This window comes from Arthrobacter sp. NPDC055585 (assembly GCF_053619115.1).
The window spans coordinates 591,236-606,908 of sequence record NZ_JBSHIT010000001.1; the positions used below are offsets into that span (position 1 = coordinate 591,236).

Consider the following 15,673-nt stretch of genomic DNA (forward strand, 5'->3'; position numbering starts at 1 on the left):
GGGGCACATGCCCCGGGCTCCTTCTCTTTTCCCGCTGTCCGCCCGGCCGGCGTTACCCGCCCGCAGACACGCCGGGCGGACGCACAGCCTGAACCGGCGGCGCCTGCCGGGCGAAGCCGGTGGCCTGTTCAAAGGCCCGCGCCACCTGGAGCAGTTCAAAGTCCTCGTTGTGGTTCATCACCATCTGCATGCCCACCGGCAGTCCCCCGGAGCTGAATCCGGCGGGCATGGAGAGCGCCGGCAAACCCGTGGCGGAAATGACGCACGCGGCACGCATCCAGTCCAGGTAGGTCTCCATCCGGACGCCGCTGACGGTGTCCGGCCAGCGCAGGCCGGCATCAAAGGGCAATACCTGGGCCGCCGGAGCCAGCAGGACGTCGAACCGGCTGAAGAAGTCCTGCACAGCCAGGTGCAGGCGGGTGCGGGCCGCAGCTGTGTCCGCCAGATCCTGCGCGGTCAGGGCAAGGCCTTCCTCCACATTCCAGTGCACCTCCGGCTTGACCGCTTCACCGTGTTCCCGGACCAGCGGGCCAAAGGCCTGGACGAATTCCAGTGCGCGGGTATTCCGGAACACCGTGTCCGCCTCGCGCAGGTCCGGGCAGGCCTGCTCCACGCGGGCGCCGAGCTGCTCGAAAACGGCCAGCTGTCCCTGAAGCACCTCCAGCACCTCAGGTTCCACCGGGATTCCCAGCCCGAAGTCCGGGGTCCACGCCACGCGCAGCCCGGTCAGGTCCCGGTCCAGCGGCCGCGCGAAGGCCCCGGCTTCCAGGGCGGCTTCAGGCGGCCGCCGCCGGTCCGGCCCGGCAACGGCGCTGAGCATCAGCGCGACGTCGGCCACTTCCCGTGCCATGGGGCCGCTGCGGCTCAGCCAGCTGTACACGTCCTTCACCGGCCAGGCAGGGACCGTGCCGGCCGAGGGGCGGAAACCCACCACGTTGCAGAACGAGGCTGGAATCCGCAGTGAACCGCCCATGTCGCTGCCGTCGCTCACCGCCTGGATCCGGGCTCCCAGCGCGGCCGCGGCTCCCCCGCTGCTGCCGCCGGCACTGCGGTCCGGCGCATACGGGTTTGTGGTGGTGCCGAAAACCTCGTTGAAGGTATGCGACCCCGCGGCGAACTCCGGCACATTGGACTTCCCGGTCGTGACAACGCCGGCTGCCTTGAGCCGCGCGATGATCAGCTCATCCTCGTCCGGCACGAAGTCGCGGAACAGCGGCGAGCCCTGGGTGGTGCGCAGTCCGCGGGTCGCGTGGGTGTCCTTGTGGGTCATGGGCAGCCCGTGCAGCAGCGGCAGCCCGTTCCCGCCCGTCTTTGCGGTCTGTTCGTCCGCGGCGCGCGCTGCCTGCCAGGCGGCGTCGGGATCCAGGGTGACAACGGCGTTGATCGCCGGGTTCACCGCCTCAATCTGCTCTAGGTGCGCAGCCAGCGCTTCCCGGGCGGAGAGCGTGCGGGCGCGGATGGCGGCGGTCAGTTCTACCGCCGACATCGCCTGGACCGACTCGGTGGACGGCGTAGGGGCCATGCCTACCCCTGCTCCGCCGTGCCGGTCCGGCCAAGGATCGCCGCCAGCGCAGCGGTAAGCCCGGTGCCGAGCGTCGGCTCAACCTCGGGAGCGAATTCCGGCGAGTGGTTTCCGGCCACTTCTTCGCCTGCTTCCAGCCGTTCCGCGCGGGTGGAACCGAACATCCAGTAGACGGAGGGCACTCCGATTGCCTCGGCCAGCAGGCCGAAGTCCTCGCTGCCCATGACCGGCGGCACCTCGCGGACGTTCTCCGCCCCCAGGGCTCCGCGCAGGGCAGCGGTTGCTTCGGCAGCGGCAGCGGGCTCGTTGTAGCACCGCGGGAAGCTGGAGATCTCCTCGATCACCGGTTCCGGTGCGCCCGACGCCGCTGCCTCCGCGGCGAGGATGCGCCGCAGTGCGCTGAGCACCTGCTCGCGGACCGCCGGTTCGAAGCTTCGCACGTTGAGCGTGAACTCGGCGCTGCCCGGGATGATGTTTTCCTTCAGGCCGCCGTGGAACGTGCCCACCGTGATGACTGCGGATTCACGGGCCGGCACTTCCCTGCCCAGGATGGTCTGGATCCGCACGATCATGTGCGCCCCCAGCACGATCGGGTCGATCGACTTCTCCGGCTGCGAGCCGTGCGCCTGCCGGCCCAGGACCGTGACCCGCCAGGAATCTGCCATGGCCATGGCGGTGCCGCTGCTGATTTCAATTCCGCCGGCGACGCCGGGCCACACGTGCTGGCCGTAGATCACCTCGGGCTTCGGTGCACGGTCCCAGAGTCCATCCTCGACCATCGCCCGGGCGCCGGCCGCAGTCTCTTCGCCGGGCTGGAAGATGAACACAACGGTCCCCGCCCAGGCGTCCGGGGTGCGGGCCAGCAGCTCCGCGGCTGCCAGGGCCACGGACATGTGTGTGTCGTGTCCGCAGCCGTGCATTACCGGCACCGCGGTGCCGTCTTCCAGCGTGCCGGTGGCAGTGCTGGCGTACTCCAGGCCCGTGTTCTCCTCGATGGGAAGCCCGTCGGTATCTGCGCGGTAGCCCACCACGGGACCGTCACCGTTGCGCAGGATGCCAACGACGCCGGTGCCGCCGCAGGTGAAGACCTCAAGTCCCAGCTGTTCCAGCCGTCCGGCCAGGAACCCGGCGGTCTCGGTTTCCTGCATGGACAGTTCCGGGTGGGTGTGCAGGTAGCGGTAGGTTTCATGCAGCTTCTGCTGGTCCTCGGCGCCGTAGCCGAGGGAGTCAAGCAGTGCGTTGGTGTCTGTGGATGCGGTGGTGCTCATGGAGATAAACCTTTCAGTTACGGGCGGTGGCCCGGTCAAATGCGGAGCCGGCCTACCGGCGTCGGGGGTCAGTTAACCAGTTCGGCTTTGCCGGCGGCAGCGTTCCGGTCCCGGACGAACCAGGCCAGCACGGCGGTGACCACCACGCTGATGCCGGTGGCCAGCTTGGCCAGGGCCGGAACAAGCGGAACCAGGACAAAGATGACCAGGAGCGCCACGCCTACGGCAACGATGGTGATGCGGGGCTGCTTGGCGGAAACCACCAGCTGCACGATCACGGCGCCGATGATGGCCGGGAAAATGTAGATGCGGGTGACTTCCATGACTTCCAGCGGAACCAGGCTCAGCAGCCAGGTGCCCAGCAGGCCCACGAAAATCAGCATGGACAGCACGTGCACCATGGCGGCGCCGCAGATGGCCATGATGGCGGAGAAGTCGGCCTTTTTGGTGCCGGACTTCGCACCGATGGTTGCCTGGGCAACCATCGCGGCGGGCAGCAGCTTGTTGGCCAGGTTCCCGATCATAAACGCCTGGTACATCGCGGCCGGTCCCAGCACCGGGTAGTAGGTGATGGGTTCAACGAACCAAAGCACAAAGAACGAGGCGCCGACGGCGAGGGCCGCCGTGAGCACCATGGTGCCCGTGACCCCGAGGTCGGCGAAGAATACAAGGTAGGCGGGGCCGGCCAGAGAGAGCAGCAGGGCTGCGGTCATGGTCAGCTGGCCCCACCGGGAGGTGGTGCGGTCGAATTCGGCGAGCGCGGAGGCCTGGGCGCCCGTGGCGGTGTTGGACATAAGCCGTTCTCCTTCGAGGGTGGGGGTAGTTAGGCGCCGGCGGTGTGGGCGAGGTAGGCGATGACCAGGCCCAGCACAATGGAGATGCCAAGTCCCCACTCACGAAGCCAGGGCGCCTGCAGCCGCTTGGCCAGGAACAGGCACATGCCCATGACGGCGGCGGACGCGGCGACGGTCAGCATATGCACGCCGCTCTTGGGCAGCTCAGCGACGCCCAGGCTGGCGAACGCGCCCAGCAGGGCAGCAGTGGGGATGATTGCCATCAGGCCCGGGTTTACCTTGCGCAGCTTGGTGTCACCGCGGCGAAGCAGCGGGGTGAAGATCAGGCAGCAGACCATCCACATGGCGCCGGACAGGCTCATGGCGGTGAAGGCCACCGCGTATACGGTCTGGGTGTAGTCCGCGCCGCCCAGTTCTGCGCCCATGGTGCCGGCGGCTATGGAGGCCGACGCCGTTTCGGTGGCGGCGGAGCCCACCAGCCCGATCCGGGTCAGGACGGCGGGGGTGCCGAACAGGGACAGCAGCGCAATGCTCACCAGCACCACAGCCAGCGACGGTCCGGTGGCGGCCACCGCTCCGGCCCGGAAGGAGGCACGCAGCTCGGTCTTGGAGATATCTGCTGCCGGTCCGGCCTTGGCTGCGGCCTTCATGTAGATCAGGCTCTGGATGATAACGACGGCGAACACTGCCAGCGCGAACACCCAGAGGATGGGAATGTTGGCGATGGCCAGGATGTCGGTCGAACTGCCGTCACGGGCGGGAACGAGACGCATGGGGGGGTGCTCCTTTAGGACGAGGCGGGTGACAGGTCGGTGGTGTCCAGGCGGACGAGGGTGTCTGCCAGGACCTGCACGCCGGTGGTGATCCGGTCGGTGCTGGTGAATTCCTCGGGACAGTGACTCCTGCCTCCGGCCGAGGGAACAAAGATCATGCCCATGGGGGCGAGCCGGGCCATGTGCACCGCATCGTGGGTGGCGCCGCTGGGGATCGGCGCCCATTCGATGCCGGCGGCGTCGGCGGCCTGTGCGGCCAGGTCCTGCACACTCTGCGCGGCGCGGACCACCTGATTGTCGGTGCTCCAGCTGAGGTCCGCCTCGACGCCGTGGTCTGCGGCCTTGGCTGCGATCTCGGCTGCCAGCCGGGCGCGGGTGCCGGCCAGCCAGGTCTCATCAACGCTGCGGACCTCACCGTGCAGGCGCACCAGGGACGGCACTACGTTCGGCGCGGGTGAGGCGTTCTCCAGCCGGGTGACCGTAGAGACACCGTGCTGGGGCGCCCCGCAGCCTTCCTGCCGGACGGCCAGCACTGCCTCTGCAGCAGCAACCATTGCGTCTCGCCGGTCCGTCATGGGCCGGGTGCCGGCGTGGTCCGGGGAACCGGTGAAGCTGGCAACCAGCCGCTCGATGCCGGTGATGGCGGTGACAATGCCCAGCGGCAGTCCGCGTTCCTCCAGGACCGGGCCCTGCTCGATGTGCAGCTCAACGTAGGCATGCGGACGGCGCTCGCCGGTCCAGGGCACGGCGGAGAGCAGCGCCGCGGGGTCGATGCCGAACGTCTCATAGGCGGCGGCCAGGGACCGCCCGCGGTAGTCGGTGCGCTCCAGGTCTGCGGCGGTGAGCTCTCCGGCCAGGGCCCGGCTGCCCAGGCAGCTGAGCCCGAACGGGTTGGATTCCTCCCCGAGGAAGTCCACCACCAGCAGGTCCCGCTGCAGTTTCACGCCCCGTTCGGCGAGCAGCTGCACGGCTCCCAGTGCCCCGAGGACGCCGACGACGCCGTCGAACCGTCCGCCGCCGTCCACCGTGTCGGTGTGCGAGCCGGTGACCAGGGCGGGTGCTGCCGGGTTGGTGCCGGGCAGCCTGCCCACCAGGTTGCCGGCCGCGTCCTGGTGGACTTCCAGCCCGGCCTTCCGCATCTGCCCCGCGGTCCAGGCCCGTGAGGCGCGGTAGGGCTCGCTGAACACTTCGCGGGTCCAGCCGGGCCTGTCACTGTCGCTGAAACCGGAGAGCTCGCCGACGGCGTTCTCCAGCCATGCGTCCAGGCCTACGGCCGTTGCGGCGTCGTGCATGCTTTTCCTCCAGCGTGGTAAATGCAATCGATTGCACAAACATTTCCAAAAAAGCCGGGCCTGCGGTGCCTGTGCTTGTCCGGCTCGGATGTGTTGCCACAGTTCCACGCCGGGACAATCCGCGTCCAGTAATTTTCCGGATATCGCCGAATATTTCCCGCATTATGTTGCGCCATGTAAATTCTTTTGATCAGAACGATTAACTGGCACCTGCCGGTCACCGACGCGGTTTACACTGGCCTGCATTCGGGAGCGCCGCGGGTGTCCCAGCGAGAGCCATCGGAGGCCAGGACATCAGCACCCAGAACGGTCCCGGGCAGCACCCGCCCAGCCTGCAGGACGTCGCCCGGCTCGCCGGGGTCCACCCCTCCACCGCGTCGCGGTCCCTGGCGGAGTCTCCGGTACGGATCAGCGCCGCCACCGTTGCACGTGTGCGCGCCGCAGCCCGGGATCTCGGTTACCGGCCGAATGCTTCGGCAGCGGCATTGCGGACGGGCAGCTCCCGGCTGATCGGGGTGCTGGTGCACCGGCTCACGGACCTGGCCCTGTCCACCATGTACGCCGGAGTGGATGCTGCTGCCACGGCCGCAGGCTACAGCGCAGTGGTTGCGAACGGACTCGATGATCCCGCGGTCCGCCATGAACGCGTGGACGCCCTGCTGGCGCGCGGTATTGACGGGGTGATCCTGGCTGATGCGCGGCTGGATGACACTGTGGCCGAGAGGCTTGAGCGCCTTGGCGTTCCCTACGTCCTGGCCATGCGCACCCTGCCGGGCCATGCCAGCGTCAGTACCAACGATGTGGAAGGCGGCCGGCTCGCCGCACGCCACCTGCTGGAACTGGGCCACCGCACCGCAGCCGTGGCTGCCGGCGACGCACTGACCAGCACCGGCCGGGACCGCACTGCCGGTTTCCGCCAGGCATTCGCCGACGCCGGGCTGCCGATTCCGGACCGCTATGTGGCGTCCACCGGGTTCGGCGTTGCGGCAGGACACCGGGCCGGGGAGCTGATCTGCCGGCAGGACCCGGCACCGAGCGCAGTGTTTGCAGTGGATGACCTCACCGCAGTGGGCGTGATCGGCGCACTCCGTGATGCCGGGCGCAGCGTGGGAACCGACGTCGCGCTGGTGGGCTACAACGACGTCGAGCTGGCGGCGGAGCTGCCGGTGCCCCTCACCTCGGTGCGCTCGGACCGGGACCAGATGGGACGGCTTGCAATGCAGCTGCTGCTGGACCGGATCGCTGGCCGGCCAGTTCCCTCAACCCTGCTGCCTCCGCTGCTGGTTCCCCGTGCGTCGACGCTGGGAGCCTCTGTGCCGGGCGTGACTCCGCCGGCCTGAGGGCGGGTTGGTTCGGCAGCCAGGCGCGGGGGCAGGCTCCCCCAGGGAGCCTGCCTCATCTGTTGCGCTGTCAGGCGGGCAGGTCTGCCGCGAAACCGGAACGCTTCACGTACCGGCCTCCGGGCGTGCCCTGGATTTCCCCGTCGCCGAAGACCCGGCTCCCACGCAGATACGTATCCGTCACGGCGGCGGTCAGCTCAAAGCCCTCGAACGGCGTGTAATCCTGCGTGGAGAGTGAATCTTCGGACCGGACCGTGTACTGCACCGTGTCATCGACCAGGCAGAAATCGGCGTCGAACCCGACGGCGAGGTCCCCCTTACCGGGCAGCCCGTAGCGCTCGGCCGGGTTGCGGGAGACCAGCTCGGCGATCCGGTTGTAGGACAGTCCGCGCTTGCGGCCCTCGGAGATCATGCCGGGCAGGAGGTACTCGGCGCCGCCGAAACCGGACTTGGCAAGGAACACGTCGTCCCGGGGATCGCCGAACTTCGTTTCGTCCTTGCAGCAGGCGTGGTCTGAAGTGACCCAGGAGAAGTTCCCGGCAAGCACGTGCTCCCAAAGCACTTCGACGTCTTCCGGCGAGCGCAGCGGGGGGTTGACCTTGCCGCCCATGTTCGCCGTGTTGTAGTCGGCCAGCAGGTGGCCCACCGTCACTTCGCGGCGGAAGTTGATGTGCGGGAAGGTCTGCTGCATCATCATGGCCGCTTCGATGGCCTTGCGGGAGGACAGGTGCAGCAGGTTGATGTTGGGCAGTTCAGTCTCATACGCCAGGTAGGACGCGATGGTGATTGCCAGTCCCTCCGAATGCGGCGGGCGGGAGGCGCTGTAGGCTTCGAGGCCCTTCAGCTGCCCTTCTGCCTGCACGATCTTGGTGTAGGCACGCATGATTTCCGCGGTCTCGCAGTGCAGGGAGAGGGAAATCTGGTCAGCGATGTCCGCGTACCGGGGATCCCGGCGGGCCTTTTCGATGGCCCGCATCACGAATTCGAAGTGCGCGTAGTCGTAGGAGTCTTCCGGCGGAATCATCAGGAACTTCCCCTGGTCGCTGGAGCTGCCGTGCAGTCCGTGGATGCCGTAGAACATGAAGATCTTGAAGGAGGGCACACCCATGTCCAGCAGGTCCGGGATCTCCTCGATGTGTTCCTTGAGGATCGGGGCGACGTGGAAACCGTAGTCGATGTACGCCCGTCCGTCGGCAGCTTCCAGGATCTCCGGGAAGATCTCCTTGTAGGGCCCGGACTTGTTGAGGTAGTAGGCGCCGGTGCGGATATACGTGATGCCGCTGGTGACGCCGCCCTGTGCGCTGGCCCGGCTTTCACTTTCCGTGTCCTCGCCCAGCTCGTTGTAGATGCCCCAGTGCTGGTGGACGTCCACCACGCCGGGGAACAAGTGCCGGCCGCCGCCGTCGAGCACCTCGGCGGCATCCGCTTCATTGAGTCCGGCCTGGATGACGGCAAACTTTCCGTCCTTGATACCCAGGTCCAGGGCCTCGGTACCGTCTCCTCCGGGGCGGACTACCTGAACGTTCTTTACCAGCAGGTCATACGCGCTCATCTTTTCCTCTTTCTTGTGCTGACAAACTCTTGGAAAAACTAGTGGTGTTCCGGGCTCTCGGGCGGGTGTTTCAGGCCGTTTCCGGGTCGATCCCCTGCAGGTCGCGGAACAGATCCCCCGTGTTGGTGCACTCCGGCAGGGAACGGCAGGCCTCCTGCAGCCGCTCAATCGCCTTTCCGCTGAGGGCGCGTTCTGCGTTGTCCCGGAACTTCCGGCCCAGGTCTTCGAAGTCCAGCGGACGGTCCGGGCCCCCGCGGGTGGTGAGTACTTTCTCCGTGACCGTACTGCCGTCGATGAGCCGGGCGGTGAGCACGGCGGGGAACTGCATCGGGAAGATGGCGGTGCACTCGTCGTCGGCGACCACGTCCACCTTGGCCATGATGGAGCGCCGCAGCTCCTCGTGCGCTAATTCGTCGGTGTAGTCATCCAGCCCCACTTCCAGACCGCTGCCGCCTACCAGCCCCGCGGCCACGGCGTATGGCCCGGAGAACTGGGCCATGTACCCGGTCTCGGGTTTCTGCTTGACTGCCAGCGGTTCGCCGATGGTGCGCAGGTTCGGTGCCGGCACGCCAAGCGTCAGGGATTCAATGTCCTCCGGCCGGATGCCCCGCCGGCGCAGGTTGGCCCCGGCGTCCACGGCGGCGTGGGTGAAGTGGTTCGCGGGATACGGCTTGAAGAAGATGCCCGGGATGGACCACTCCTCCCCAAGCCCCGAGGTGACGGCGTCCGGGTCATACTGTCCGTGCAGCCATGCCTGGAAGAAACCGAACCGGCCTTCGAGCACGGTGGGCGGCCCGGTGAGCCCGTACCGCACCAGTTCAACGGCAGTGACAGCCGAATGCGCCGCCCAGCCGCAGTGGATCCGCTTTACCGTTCCGCCGGTGCGGTTGGATTCGATGATGCCAGCGGCCATCGAGGCCGCCACGCCCAGCGCGTTGGTTACCAGTTCGGCGTTCTCTTCAAGGGCCGCGACGCCGGCGGCCGCGCCCATTGCACCGCAAATGGACGTGGCGTGCTGTCCGTGCTCAAAGAAGGTGGAGTTCCCGGCTTCCTCGTCATATCCGGCCATGCCCAGCCGAACGCAGATCTCCAGCCCGACGGCGATGCCGCGGATCACGTCCCGGCCGCCGTATCCCCCGGCCTGGGCAGCTGCCAGAACCGCCGGGACAACGGTGGCACTGGGGTGCAGCACCGACGGCAGGTGGGTGTCGTCATAGTCCAGTGAATGGGCCAGTACCCCGTTGACGAATGCCGACTGGCTCGCAGGCAGCAGGTCCGGCACTCCCACGGCCGAAGCCTGGGCAGTTCCGCCCTGCGCGGTGGCCCACCGCCGGGCAGCCCGGCTGGTGTCCAGCGACGCCGCGGCCGCCGCGATGCCCAGGATGTCCAGTACCCGGGCCGCCACGGAGTCCACTACTTCGGCGGGCAGGTCCTCGTACCGCAGGTCTGCGGCGAACCGGCCGATGCGCTGTGCCAGGGTTCCGTCCACGGTTCCCGGTGCGGGAGCTGCTGCGGTGCTCATGCGGACACCAGCGCCAGCGGGCGGACGGGGGAACCTGTGGCCCCGTAGATGTTCAGCGGTACCAGAAGGAACGTGAATTCGAGGATCCGGCGTTCGGAAAGTACTTCCAGGTCCATCGCCTCGATGATGTAGATGCCGTGCTCCACCAGGAAGACCCGGTGTGCTGGGAGCGTGGCGTGGCCGCCGCCGGGGGCGAGCCGTTCGAAGGCAATGGTGTCCGCGCCGGCGGCGTGGATGCCGGCGGAGGCCAGCCACTGGGCCGCGGATTCGCTGATGCCCGGAACTCCTGATTCCCCTCCCACGTAGGCACCTCCCTCCGCGAAGCGGCGGCCCCAGCCGGACCGGATGAGCACAACGTCCCCGGGACGCAGGTCCAGGCCTCCGGACTCGAGGCATCCCTTGAGGTCCTCCACGGTAATTTCGTAGCCGCCGTCCAGGATCTCCTGCCCCAGGTGCCGGGCGGCGTCGAGCAGGATGCCGCGGCGCACCATCGGTTCGATGGTGTGGACACCGTGTTCGACATACTTCCCGCCCAGGCAGGACTGCCCCGCGTCGGCTCCGCCGTGGAGTTTTCCGTCCTGGCTGACGTGCGCCAGCGCATCGATATGCGTGCCAACGTGGGTGCCGGTGCTGATCAGGTCATTGGCGGCGCTGCCGCCGTCCTTCCGGACCATGTCGCCATGCCGCCGCGGCAGCGTGTGCCAGAACTGGGGATGGTTCGGCGATTGGGGCATTCCCACCCTCAGCTGCCGCCCCAGGTCCACGGACACAAGTCCTTTTTCAACGGCTTCGAGCAGTGCATCACTCATTTGACGGTTTCGCTTTCCCTGAGACGTTCAATATCTGTTTCCCCGTAGCCGATCTCGCGAAGGACCGCATCGGTGTCCTCTCCCAGCCCCCGACCGGTGAAACGGATCCGGCCGGGCGTCCGGCTCATCCGGAACAGCACGTTGTGCTGCAGCACCGGCCCCAGGTCCTGGTCCTCGACTTCCAGAAGCATCCTGGTCTGCCGGATGTGCGGGTCTTCCACGATGTCCCGCGCGTCATACACGGCTGCCACGGCGGCACCGACGGCGGAGAAGGCCTCCAGCACGTCGTCCCGGTTCCGGTCCGCCACCCAGTCACCCACGTAAGCGTCCAGTTCATCCACGTGCTGCGCCCGTGTGCTTCCGGAAGCGAACCAGGGCTCGGTGATGACCTCCGGATGGCCCACCAGTTCCATGACTTTCTCCGCGATTCGCTGGGCGCTGGTGGACACTGCCACCCATTTGCCGTCCTTGGTGAGGTAGGTGTTACGCGGGGCGTTGTTGGTGGACCGGTTGCCATGCCGCTCGCCGATGACGCCCAGCTGCTGGTACATGGTGGGACCCGGGCCGACGGCGGTGAGGATGGGTTCCAGGATGCTGAGGTCAATGACCTGCCCCTCCCCGGTGGCATCCCGGTCCCGCAGCGCCATCAGCACGGCGGAGGAGGCGGCGATTCCGCAGATGCTGTCCGCCAGGCCGAAGGCCGGCAGCGTGGGAGGTCCGCCTTCCGGGCCGGTCAGGTGCGCGAAGCCGCTCATGGCTTCCGCGAGGGTGCCGAACCCTGCACGGGACGAGTAGGGGCCCTCCTGCCCGAAACCGGTCAGGCGCACCAGCACCAGCCCCGGATTCAGTTTCGCCAGGACCTCCGGTCCCAGGCCCCAGCGTTCCAGGGTTCCGGGACGGAAGTTCTCCACCACCACGTCCGCGGTGGCGGCCAGCCGCTTGAAGACCTCCGCGCCGTCGGGCCGGCTGAGGCTGAGCCCCAGAGTGCGTTTGTTCCGGGAGATTTCCTTCCACCAGATGGGCACACCGTCCTTGCTTTCACCGTGGCCGCGCATGCTGTCCCCGTACTGCGGGTGCTCAATCTTGATGACTTCTGCTCCGAAGTCGCCCAGGATCTGGCAGCACAGCGGCCCGGCCAGAATGGTGGAGGCGTCCAGGACCCGCAGTCCCGCCAGCGGCCCGCTGGATGCTGTCCCCTCCGGGCCGTCTGCGCCTCGCTCCGTGTTCTCTGTTTCCGCAGCTTCGCTCATGGTGCCTCGTTCCGTTCTTGGTGCTGATGTCTCATGCGTCGTGTCCGGCTGCCGTGCCGTGTAGCTCGGCGGCGTGTTCGGCGGCCAGCAGGGCCAGGCCGAGTGCGGGCAGCAGGCCGTTGCCGGCCAGGTAGCCGCCGGCCCCGTGCCCGGAGATGCCGTTGGCTGCTCCGCCGGAGGCGTACAGTCCTGGAATCGGCGTGCCGTCAGGGCGGACGACGGCGGCGTTGCCGTTCACGCGCAGCCCGCCCTGGGTGTGGAAAAGGGCCGGTTCGACGGCGACCGCCCCAAGCTCCCCTTCCAGCGGCGCTTCCCAGAAGGTGCGGCCAAACGGATCTCTTCCGTTCCCGCCGGCGACGAAGCTGACCGCATCGACGGTGCGGCGGAGCCCCGCTGCGTCGATCCCGGTGAGGGCCGCAAGCGCATCGGCGTCGGCGCCCCACTTCAGCCCGCCGGACTCAACCGTGTCCCGGAAGTCCTGGAAGCTCTGGCAGGCCTCGAAGATTCGCCGGTCCAGGATGATCCAGGCTTTGCCCCCCGCATGGCGCAGGGATTCGACCGCGTATTCGGAATAGCCCGTAGTCTCGTCGCCGAACCGCTCCCCGGACGCGTTGACCAGATAGCCGCCGTGCATCACGGTTGCCCAGCCGGCCAGGGTGGCTGAGGGCATGGCCAGGGCTGCATGCCCCTGGTAGGCGTCCAGGTAGGCGGTATCCGCGCCAAGTTCCACCCCGATGCGCAGCGCGTCACCGCGGGACTCTTCACTGCCGTAGTACTGGGCCCCGGCGATTTCCGGCAGGTGCTTTTCTACGAGTTCCCGGTTGTTGCCGAAACCGTTGGTGGCCAGCAGCACGGCACGTGTGGGGATCTCTTCCAGCCCGTCAGGCGTCTGAACGGTGACCCCGGCGACGGCGCCGTCCCGCACCGTAACGCCGGTGAGGCGGGCCGGTACATAGATATCGATGAGGTCTTCCTCGGCGACCCTGTCCAGCAAGAAGTCCAGCAGCGCGGTGCCTATGCGGCCGGGGATGGTGTGGCAGCGGTGGACGGAGTGGCCCGGATATTCGAAGTCGGTGACCACGTCCAGCGGAAGGGACAGGTCTTTCCCCATCCATTCCAGCAGCCGGCCGCTGACGCCGGCGAGGGTTTTGGCCAGTTCGGGATCCGCGGTGCCTCCGGTCTTCGCCATGATGTCCGCCTGGAACTGCTCGGGGCTGTCGGTGATGCCGGCTGCCGCCTGCCAAGACGTCCCGGCGCCGGGAATCATGGCGGTGGACATGGCGGTGTTGTTGCCCCGGCGGAAGTGTTCATTCGCCTCCACCACCAGGACGGACAGTCCCAGCTGGGCAGCCCGCAGCGCCGCGGCCAGTCCGCCTCCGGCACCGGCAACTACCAGGTCCGGTCCTTCCAGTGCTTCCTCGCTCATGTGGGATCTCCTTCAAATTGCAGGTCAGTGAAAGCGCCGGCGGTATCCGCGGCATCCGGCAGTCGGTGTACGACGCCGGCAACCCGCTGGGCGCTCCGGGCACCCAGGAGGGCGGAGAGTTTCGCCTGCACGCCGGCTGCGTCCAGCGGATGGAAGTCTGCGTCCCCGCGCGGGTTGGGGGATTCGGCACGCGAGACCCGGCCGTTCGCCCACCGGATCTCGAGGCAGCTGCGGCGCTCGCCGGGGAGCAGTGCGTCATACTCCGGTGAGGCCTGGACGGTGACTTTCTCCGCCAGCGTGCGTGCCGTGCCGGCACCCGGGTGCTCCGGGTCCATCGTTGCCGGGGTTACCTCGCCCTGCAGCAGCGCCACGGAGAGAACGAACGGGTAGGAGAACATGCCGGAAAGGCGGTTGTCCGGCTGGATGCCGAACAGGGGCGCAGCGAGCGAATGGGTGATAACCCGGATCTGGTCGATAGAGTCCGCGCTGACGGCTCCGCTGCGGTCTGCGGTTTCCTCCCGGAGTTCCAGCGCCAGATCCACGGCGCCGTGGGTAAAGGAGCAAGAGGAGTGCAGCTTGGAGTAGCCGCGGCTCAGCAGCCAGTCCGTCCCCAGGTCCCGGACCAGGGCTGTGGGTTCAAGCGTTCCGGCCAGCCCGCCCAGCACCGCGGCAGCTGCCCCGGAGTTGCCGACCACGCCGGCGGCGGAGAGCCGGGCGGCGTGCAGGCCGGCGAGGTTTGCGCCGCCGGCCCAGAAGTTGCGGGTGAAGTTTCCGTCCAGGACCAGCTGCCAGGGCGCAGCGTTGACCAGTCCCGCTGCGGCATCCATGGCTGCGGCCACGCGGCTGGCCGGCAGCCCGGAAATCAGGGCAGCGGCACAGGCTGCCCCGGTGGCGCCCCAGTGTCCGTGCGGATGCCAGTCCGGGTGCCTGGTCATGGCCTGCCCGAAGCGTGCGGCCACTTCATACCCGGCGGCCACCGCGGTCAGGAAACGCTGCCCGGAGACCGTTTCCCCTTGCAGCTGGGCGGCAGCCAGGGCGGCGAAGACCACGTGCACGGCGGGGTGTCCCTGGGCGTGTTTGTTCCCTTCGTCCAGTTCCAGGCAGCAGGCGCCGGCGGCGTTGAGCAGCGCTGCCTGTTCTGCGCCGAACGCTGCGTCGGTACCCAGCACGGGCCTTGTTCCGGGTTCGGAGCGCCAGGCGGCGAGCACGGCACGCATCTCCGGCGTGCGGTTGCCGGCGATGGTGACGCCGAGCAGGTCCGTGAGCATCACCGGGAGGCGGTCGAGCACCGGTGCGGGCAGCGTGTCATAAGTCAGTTCCGCGGCGAAACCTGCCAGCTGCCGGACCGCATCCTGCACCGTTTCGGCGCCGGCTGCAGCCGGAGCGCCGGCCGGCACCGCCGTCATGGTGTGGCCCCCGCCGGGGTTTCCCCCGCGCCAGCTCCGGCACCGGCCAGGACACCGATCAGCCGCAGGGCCAGGGCGGTTGGATCCACCAGTGCCGGTCCGCCGGCTGGCAGCTGTCCCAGGTTCACCGCTGAGCAGGCGTTGATGGCGTACCCGGCGGGCAGCTTCGGAAGGGCAGCCGCCACGGCGGCGGTCCAGGCGTCGTCGTCGGCGATGTCTTCCAGGGACAGTCCGAGGACCGTCACCGGCCCCACCCCCACGGGTCCGTATTCACCGGCCTTGCGCTGCAGTTCCCGGGCAATCGCCTGATTGCGGGCCACCGCGCTGATGCTCCCGCCGGCGCCGCCCAGGACACCGAGATTCAGCCGGAGCAGGCCCAGGACGGGCACCGGCAGGTCCGCGGTGCCGGACCCCACACCGGGGTCCAGCACGCAGTCGGGCAGGAACGCGTCGAATTCCTCCGCCTGGCCGTCGTCTACCGCGGAGCGGAACCAGCCGGTGACTGCTGCTTCGGAGGCGGCGACGTCGTCGTCGGTTTCCAGCGCGTGCGGCACCCCGGTGGGCCTGCCGCCCAGGTTGTGCAGCTGGACTTCCACGCCGGCCGGAGCCAGCGCGTCATACCGCCGCTGCCGGCGGAGCAGCTCCTGGTCCGGAACTGAAATCGGGGTGACTGCGAGGATGCGCACCGTGGTCCTTTCGTTAATGGGGTTCGGCTGCGG

At 68.2% G+C, this 15,673-nt stretch carries 13 protein-coding genes; 1 reads left to right on the top strand and 12 read right to left on the bottom strand.

The window, feature by feature from the left end; genetic code table 11:
• Window positions 1–52 precede the first annotated feature (52 nt).
• The 5 genes from ACWGQ2_RS02530 to ACWGQ2_RS02550 form a co-directional block, all read right to left on the bottom strand.
• A complete protein-coding gene (locus ACWGQ2_RS02530; protein ID WP_452014001.1) occupies window positions 53–1,522 on the bottom strand; it encodes an amidase in 1,470 nt (489 codons plus the stop codon).
• Window positions 1,523–1,524: 2 nt separating this feature from the next.
• Window positions 1,525–2,790 (bottom strand): amidohydrolase, encoded by a 1,266-nt coding sequence (locus tag ACWGQ2_RS02535; RefSeq protein WP_452014003.1) that lies wholly within the window; start codon window positions 2,788–2,790, stop codon window positions 1,525–1,527.
• 68 nt (window positions 2,791–2,858) lie between these two features.
• A complete protein-coding gene (locus ACWGQ2_RS02540) occupies window positions 2,859–3,584 on the bottom strand; it encodes a hypothetical protein (protein ID WP_452014005.1) in 726 nt (241 codons plus the stop codon).
• A gap of 29 nt (window positions 3,585–3,613) precedes the next feature.
• A complete protein-coding gene (locus tag ACWGQ2_RS02545; protein ID WP_452014007.1) occupies window positions 3,614–4,357 on the bottom strand; it encodes a DUF5058 family protein in 744 nt (247 codons plus the stop codon).
• 14 nt (window positions 4,358–4,371) lie between these two features.
• The gene (locus tag ACWGQ2_RS02550; RefSeq protein WP_452014009.1) at window positions 4,372–5,649 is read right to left on the bottom strand and encodes a M20 family metallo-hydrolase; all 1,278 of its coding nucleotides are present in this window, start codon (window positions 5,647–5,649) and stop codon (window positions 4,372–4,374) included.
• Window positions 5,650–5,981: 332 nt separating this feature from the next.
• Here ACWGQ2_RS02550 and ACWGQ2_RS02555 point away from each other — a divergent pair, with 332 nt between their 5' ends.
• Entirely contained in the window at window positions 5,982–6,989 is a 1,008-nt protein-coding gene (locus ACWGQ2_RS02555; RefSeq protein WP_452014498.1) for a LacI family DNA-binding transcriptional regulator, read from the top strand.
• Between the two features lie 70 nt (window positions 6,990–7,059).
• Here the strand turns inward: ACWGQ2_RS02555 and ACWGQ2_RS02560 are convergent, their stop codons facing one another.
• The 7 genes from ACWGQ2_RS02560 to ACWGQ2_RS02590 all read right to left on the bottom strand — a co-directional run bounded on the left by ACWGQ2_RS02560 (window position 7,060) and on the right by ACWGQ2_RS02590 (window position 15,640).
• Window positions 7,060–8,541: a dihydroorotase gene (locus tag ACWGQ2_RS02560; protein ID WP_452014011.1), complete on the bottom strand. Its 1,482-nt coding sequence runs from the start codon at window positions 8,539–8,541 to the stop codon at window positions 7,060–7,062.
• Between the two features lie 70 nt (window positions 8,542–8,611).
• A complete protein-coding gene (locus tag ACWGQ2_RS02565; protein WP_452014013.1) occupies window positions 8,612–10,063 on the bottom strand; it encodes an MmgE/PrpD family protein in 1,452 nt (483 codons plus the stop codon).
• Complete coding sequence (locus ACWGQ2_RS02570) at window positions 10,060–10,872, bottom strand: cyclase family protein (RefSeq protein ID WP_452014015.1); 813 nt, start codon at window positions 10,870–10,872, stop codon at window positions 10,060–10,062. Before ACWGQ2_RS02570 ends, ACWGQ2_RS02565 begins: the two co-directional genes overlap by 4 nt.
• Entirely contained in the window at window positions 10,869–12,122 is a 1,254-nt protein-coding gene (locus ACWGQ2_RS02575; RefSeq protein WP_452014017.1) for a CaiB/BaiF CoA transferase family protein, read from the bottom strand. The genes ACWGQ2_RS02570 and ACWGQ2_RS02575 overlap by 4 nt, the downstream gene beginning before the upstream one ends.
• Before the next feature lie 31 nt (window positions 12,123–12,153).
• Window positions 12,154–13,548, bottom strand: coding sequence for an FAD-dependent oxidoreductase (locus ACWGQ2_RS02580; RefSeq protein WP_452014019.1), 1,395 nt, complete (start codon window positions 13,546–13,548; stop codon window positions 12,154–12,156).
• Window positions 13,545–14,954 (bottom strand): MmgE/PrpD family protein, encoded by a 1,410-nt coding sequence (locus tag ACWGQ2_RS02585; protein ID WP_452014021.1) that lies wholly within the window; start codon window positions 14,952–14,954, stop codon window positions 13,545–13,547. The genes ACWGQ2_RS02580 and ACWGQ2_RS02585 overlap by 4 nt, the downstream gene beginning before the upstream one ends.
• Window positions 14,951–15,640 carry a hypothetical protein gene (locus ACWGQ2_RS02590; protein ID WP_452014023.1) on the bottom strand — a complete coding sequence of 230 codons (690 nt, stop codon included), beginning with the start codon at window positions 15,638–15,640 and terminating at the stop codon, window positions 14,951–14,953. Before ACWGQ2_RS02590 ends, ACWGQ2_RS02585 begins: the two co-directional genes overlap by 4 nt.
• Window positions 15,641–15,673 lie beyond the last annotated feature (33 nt).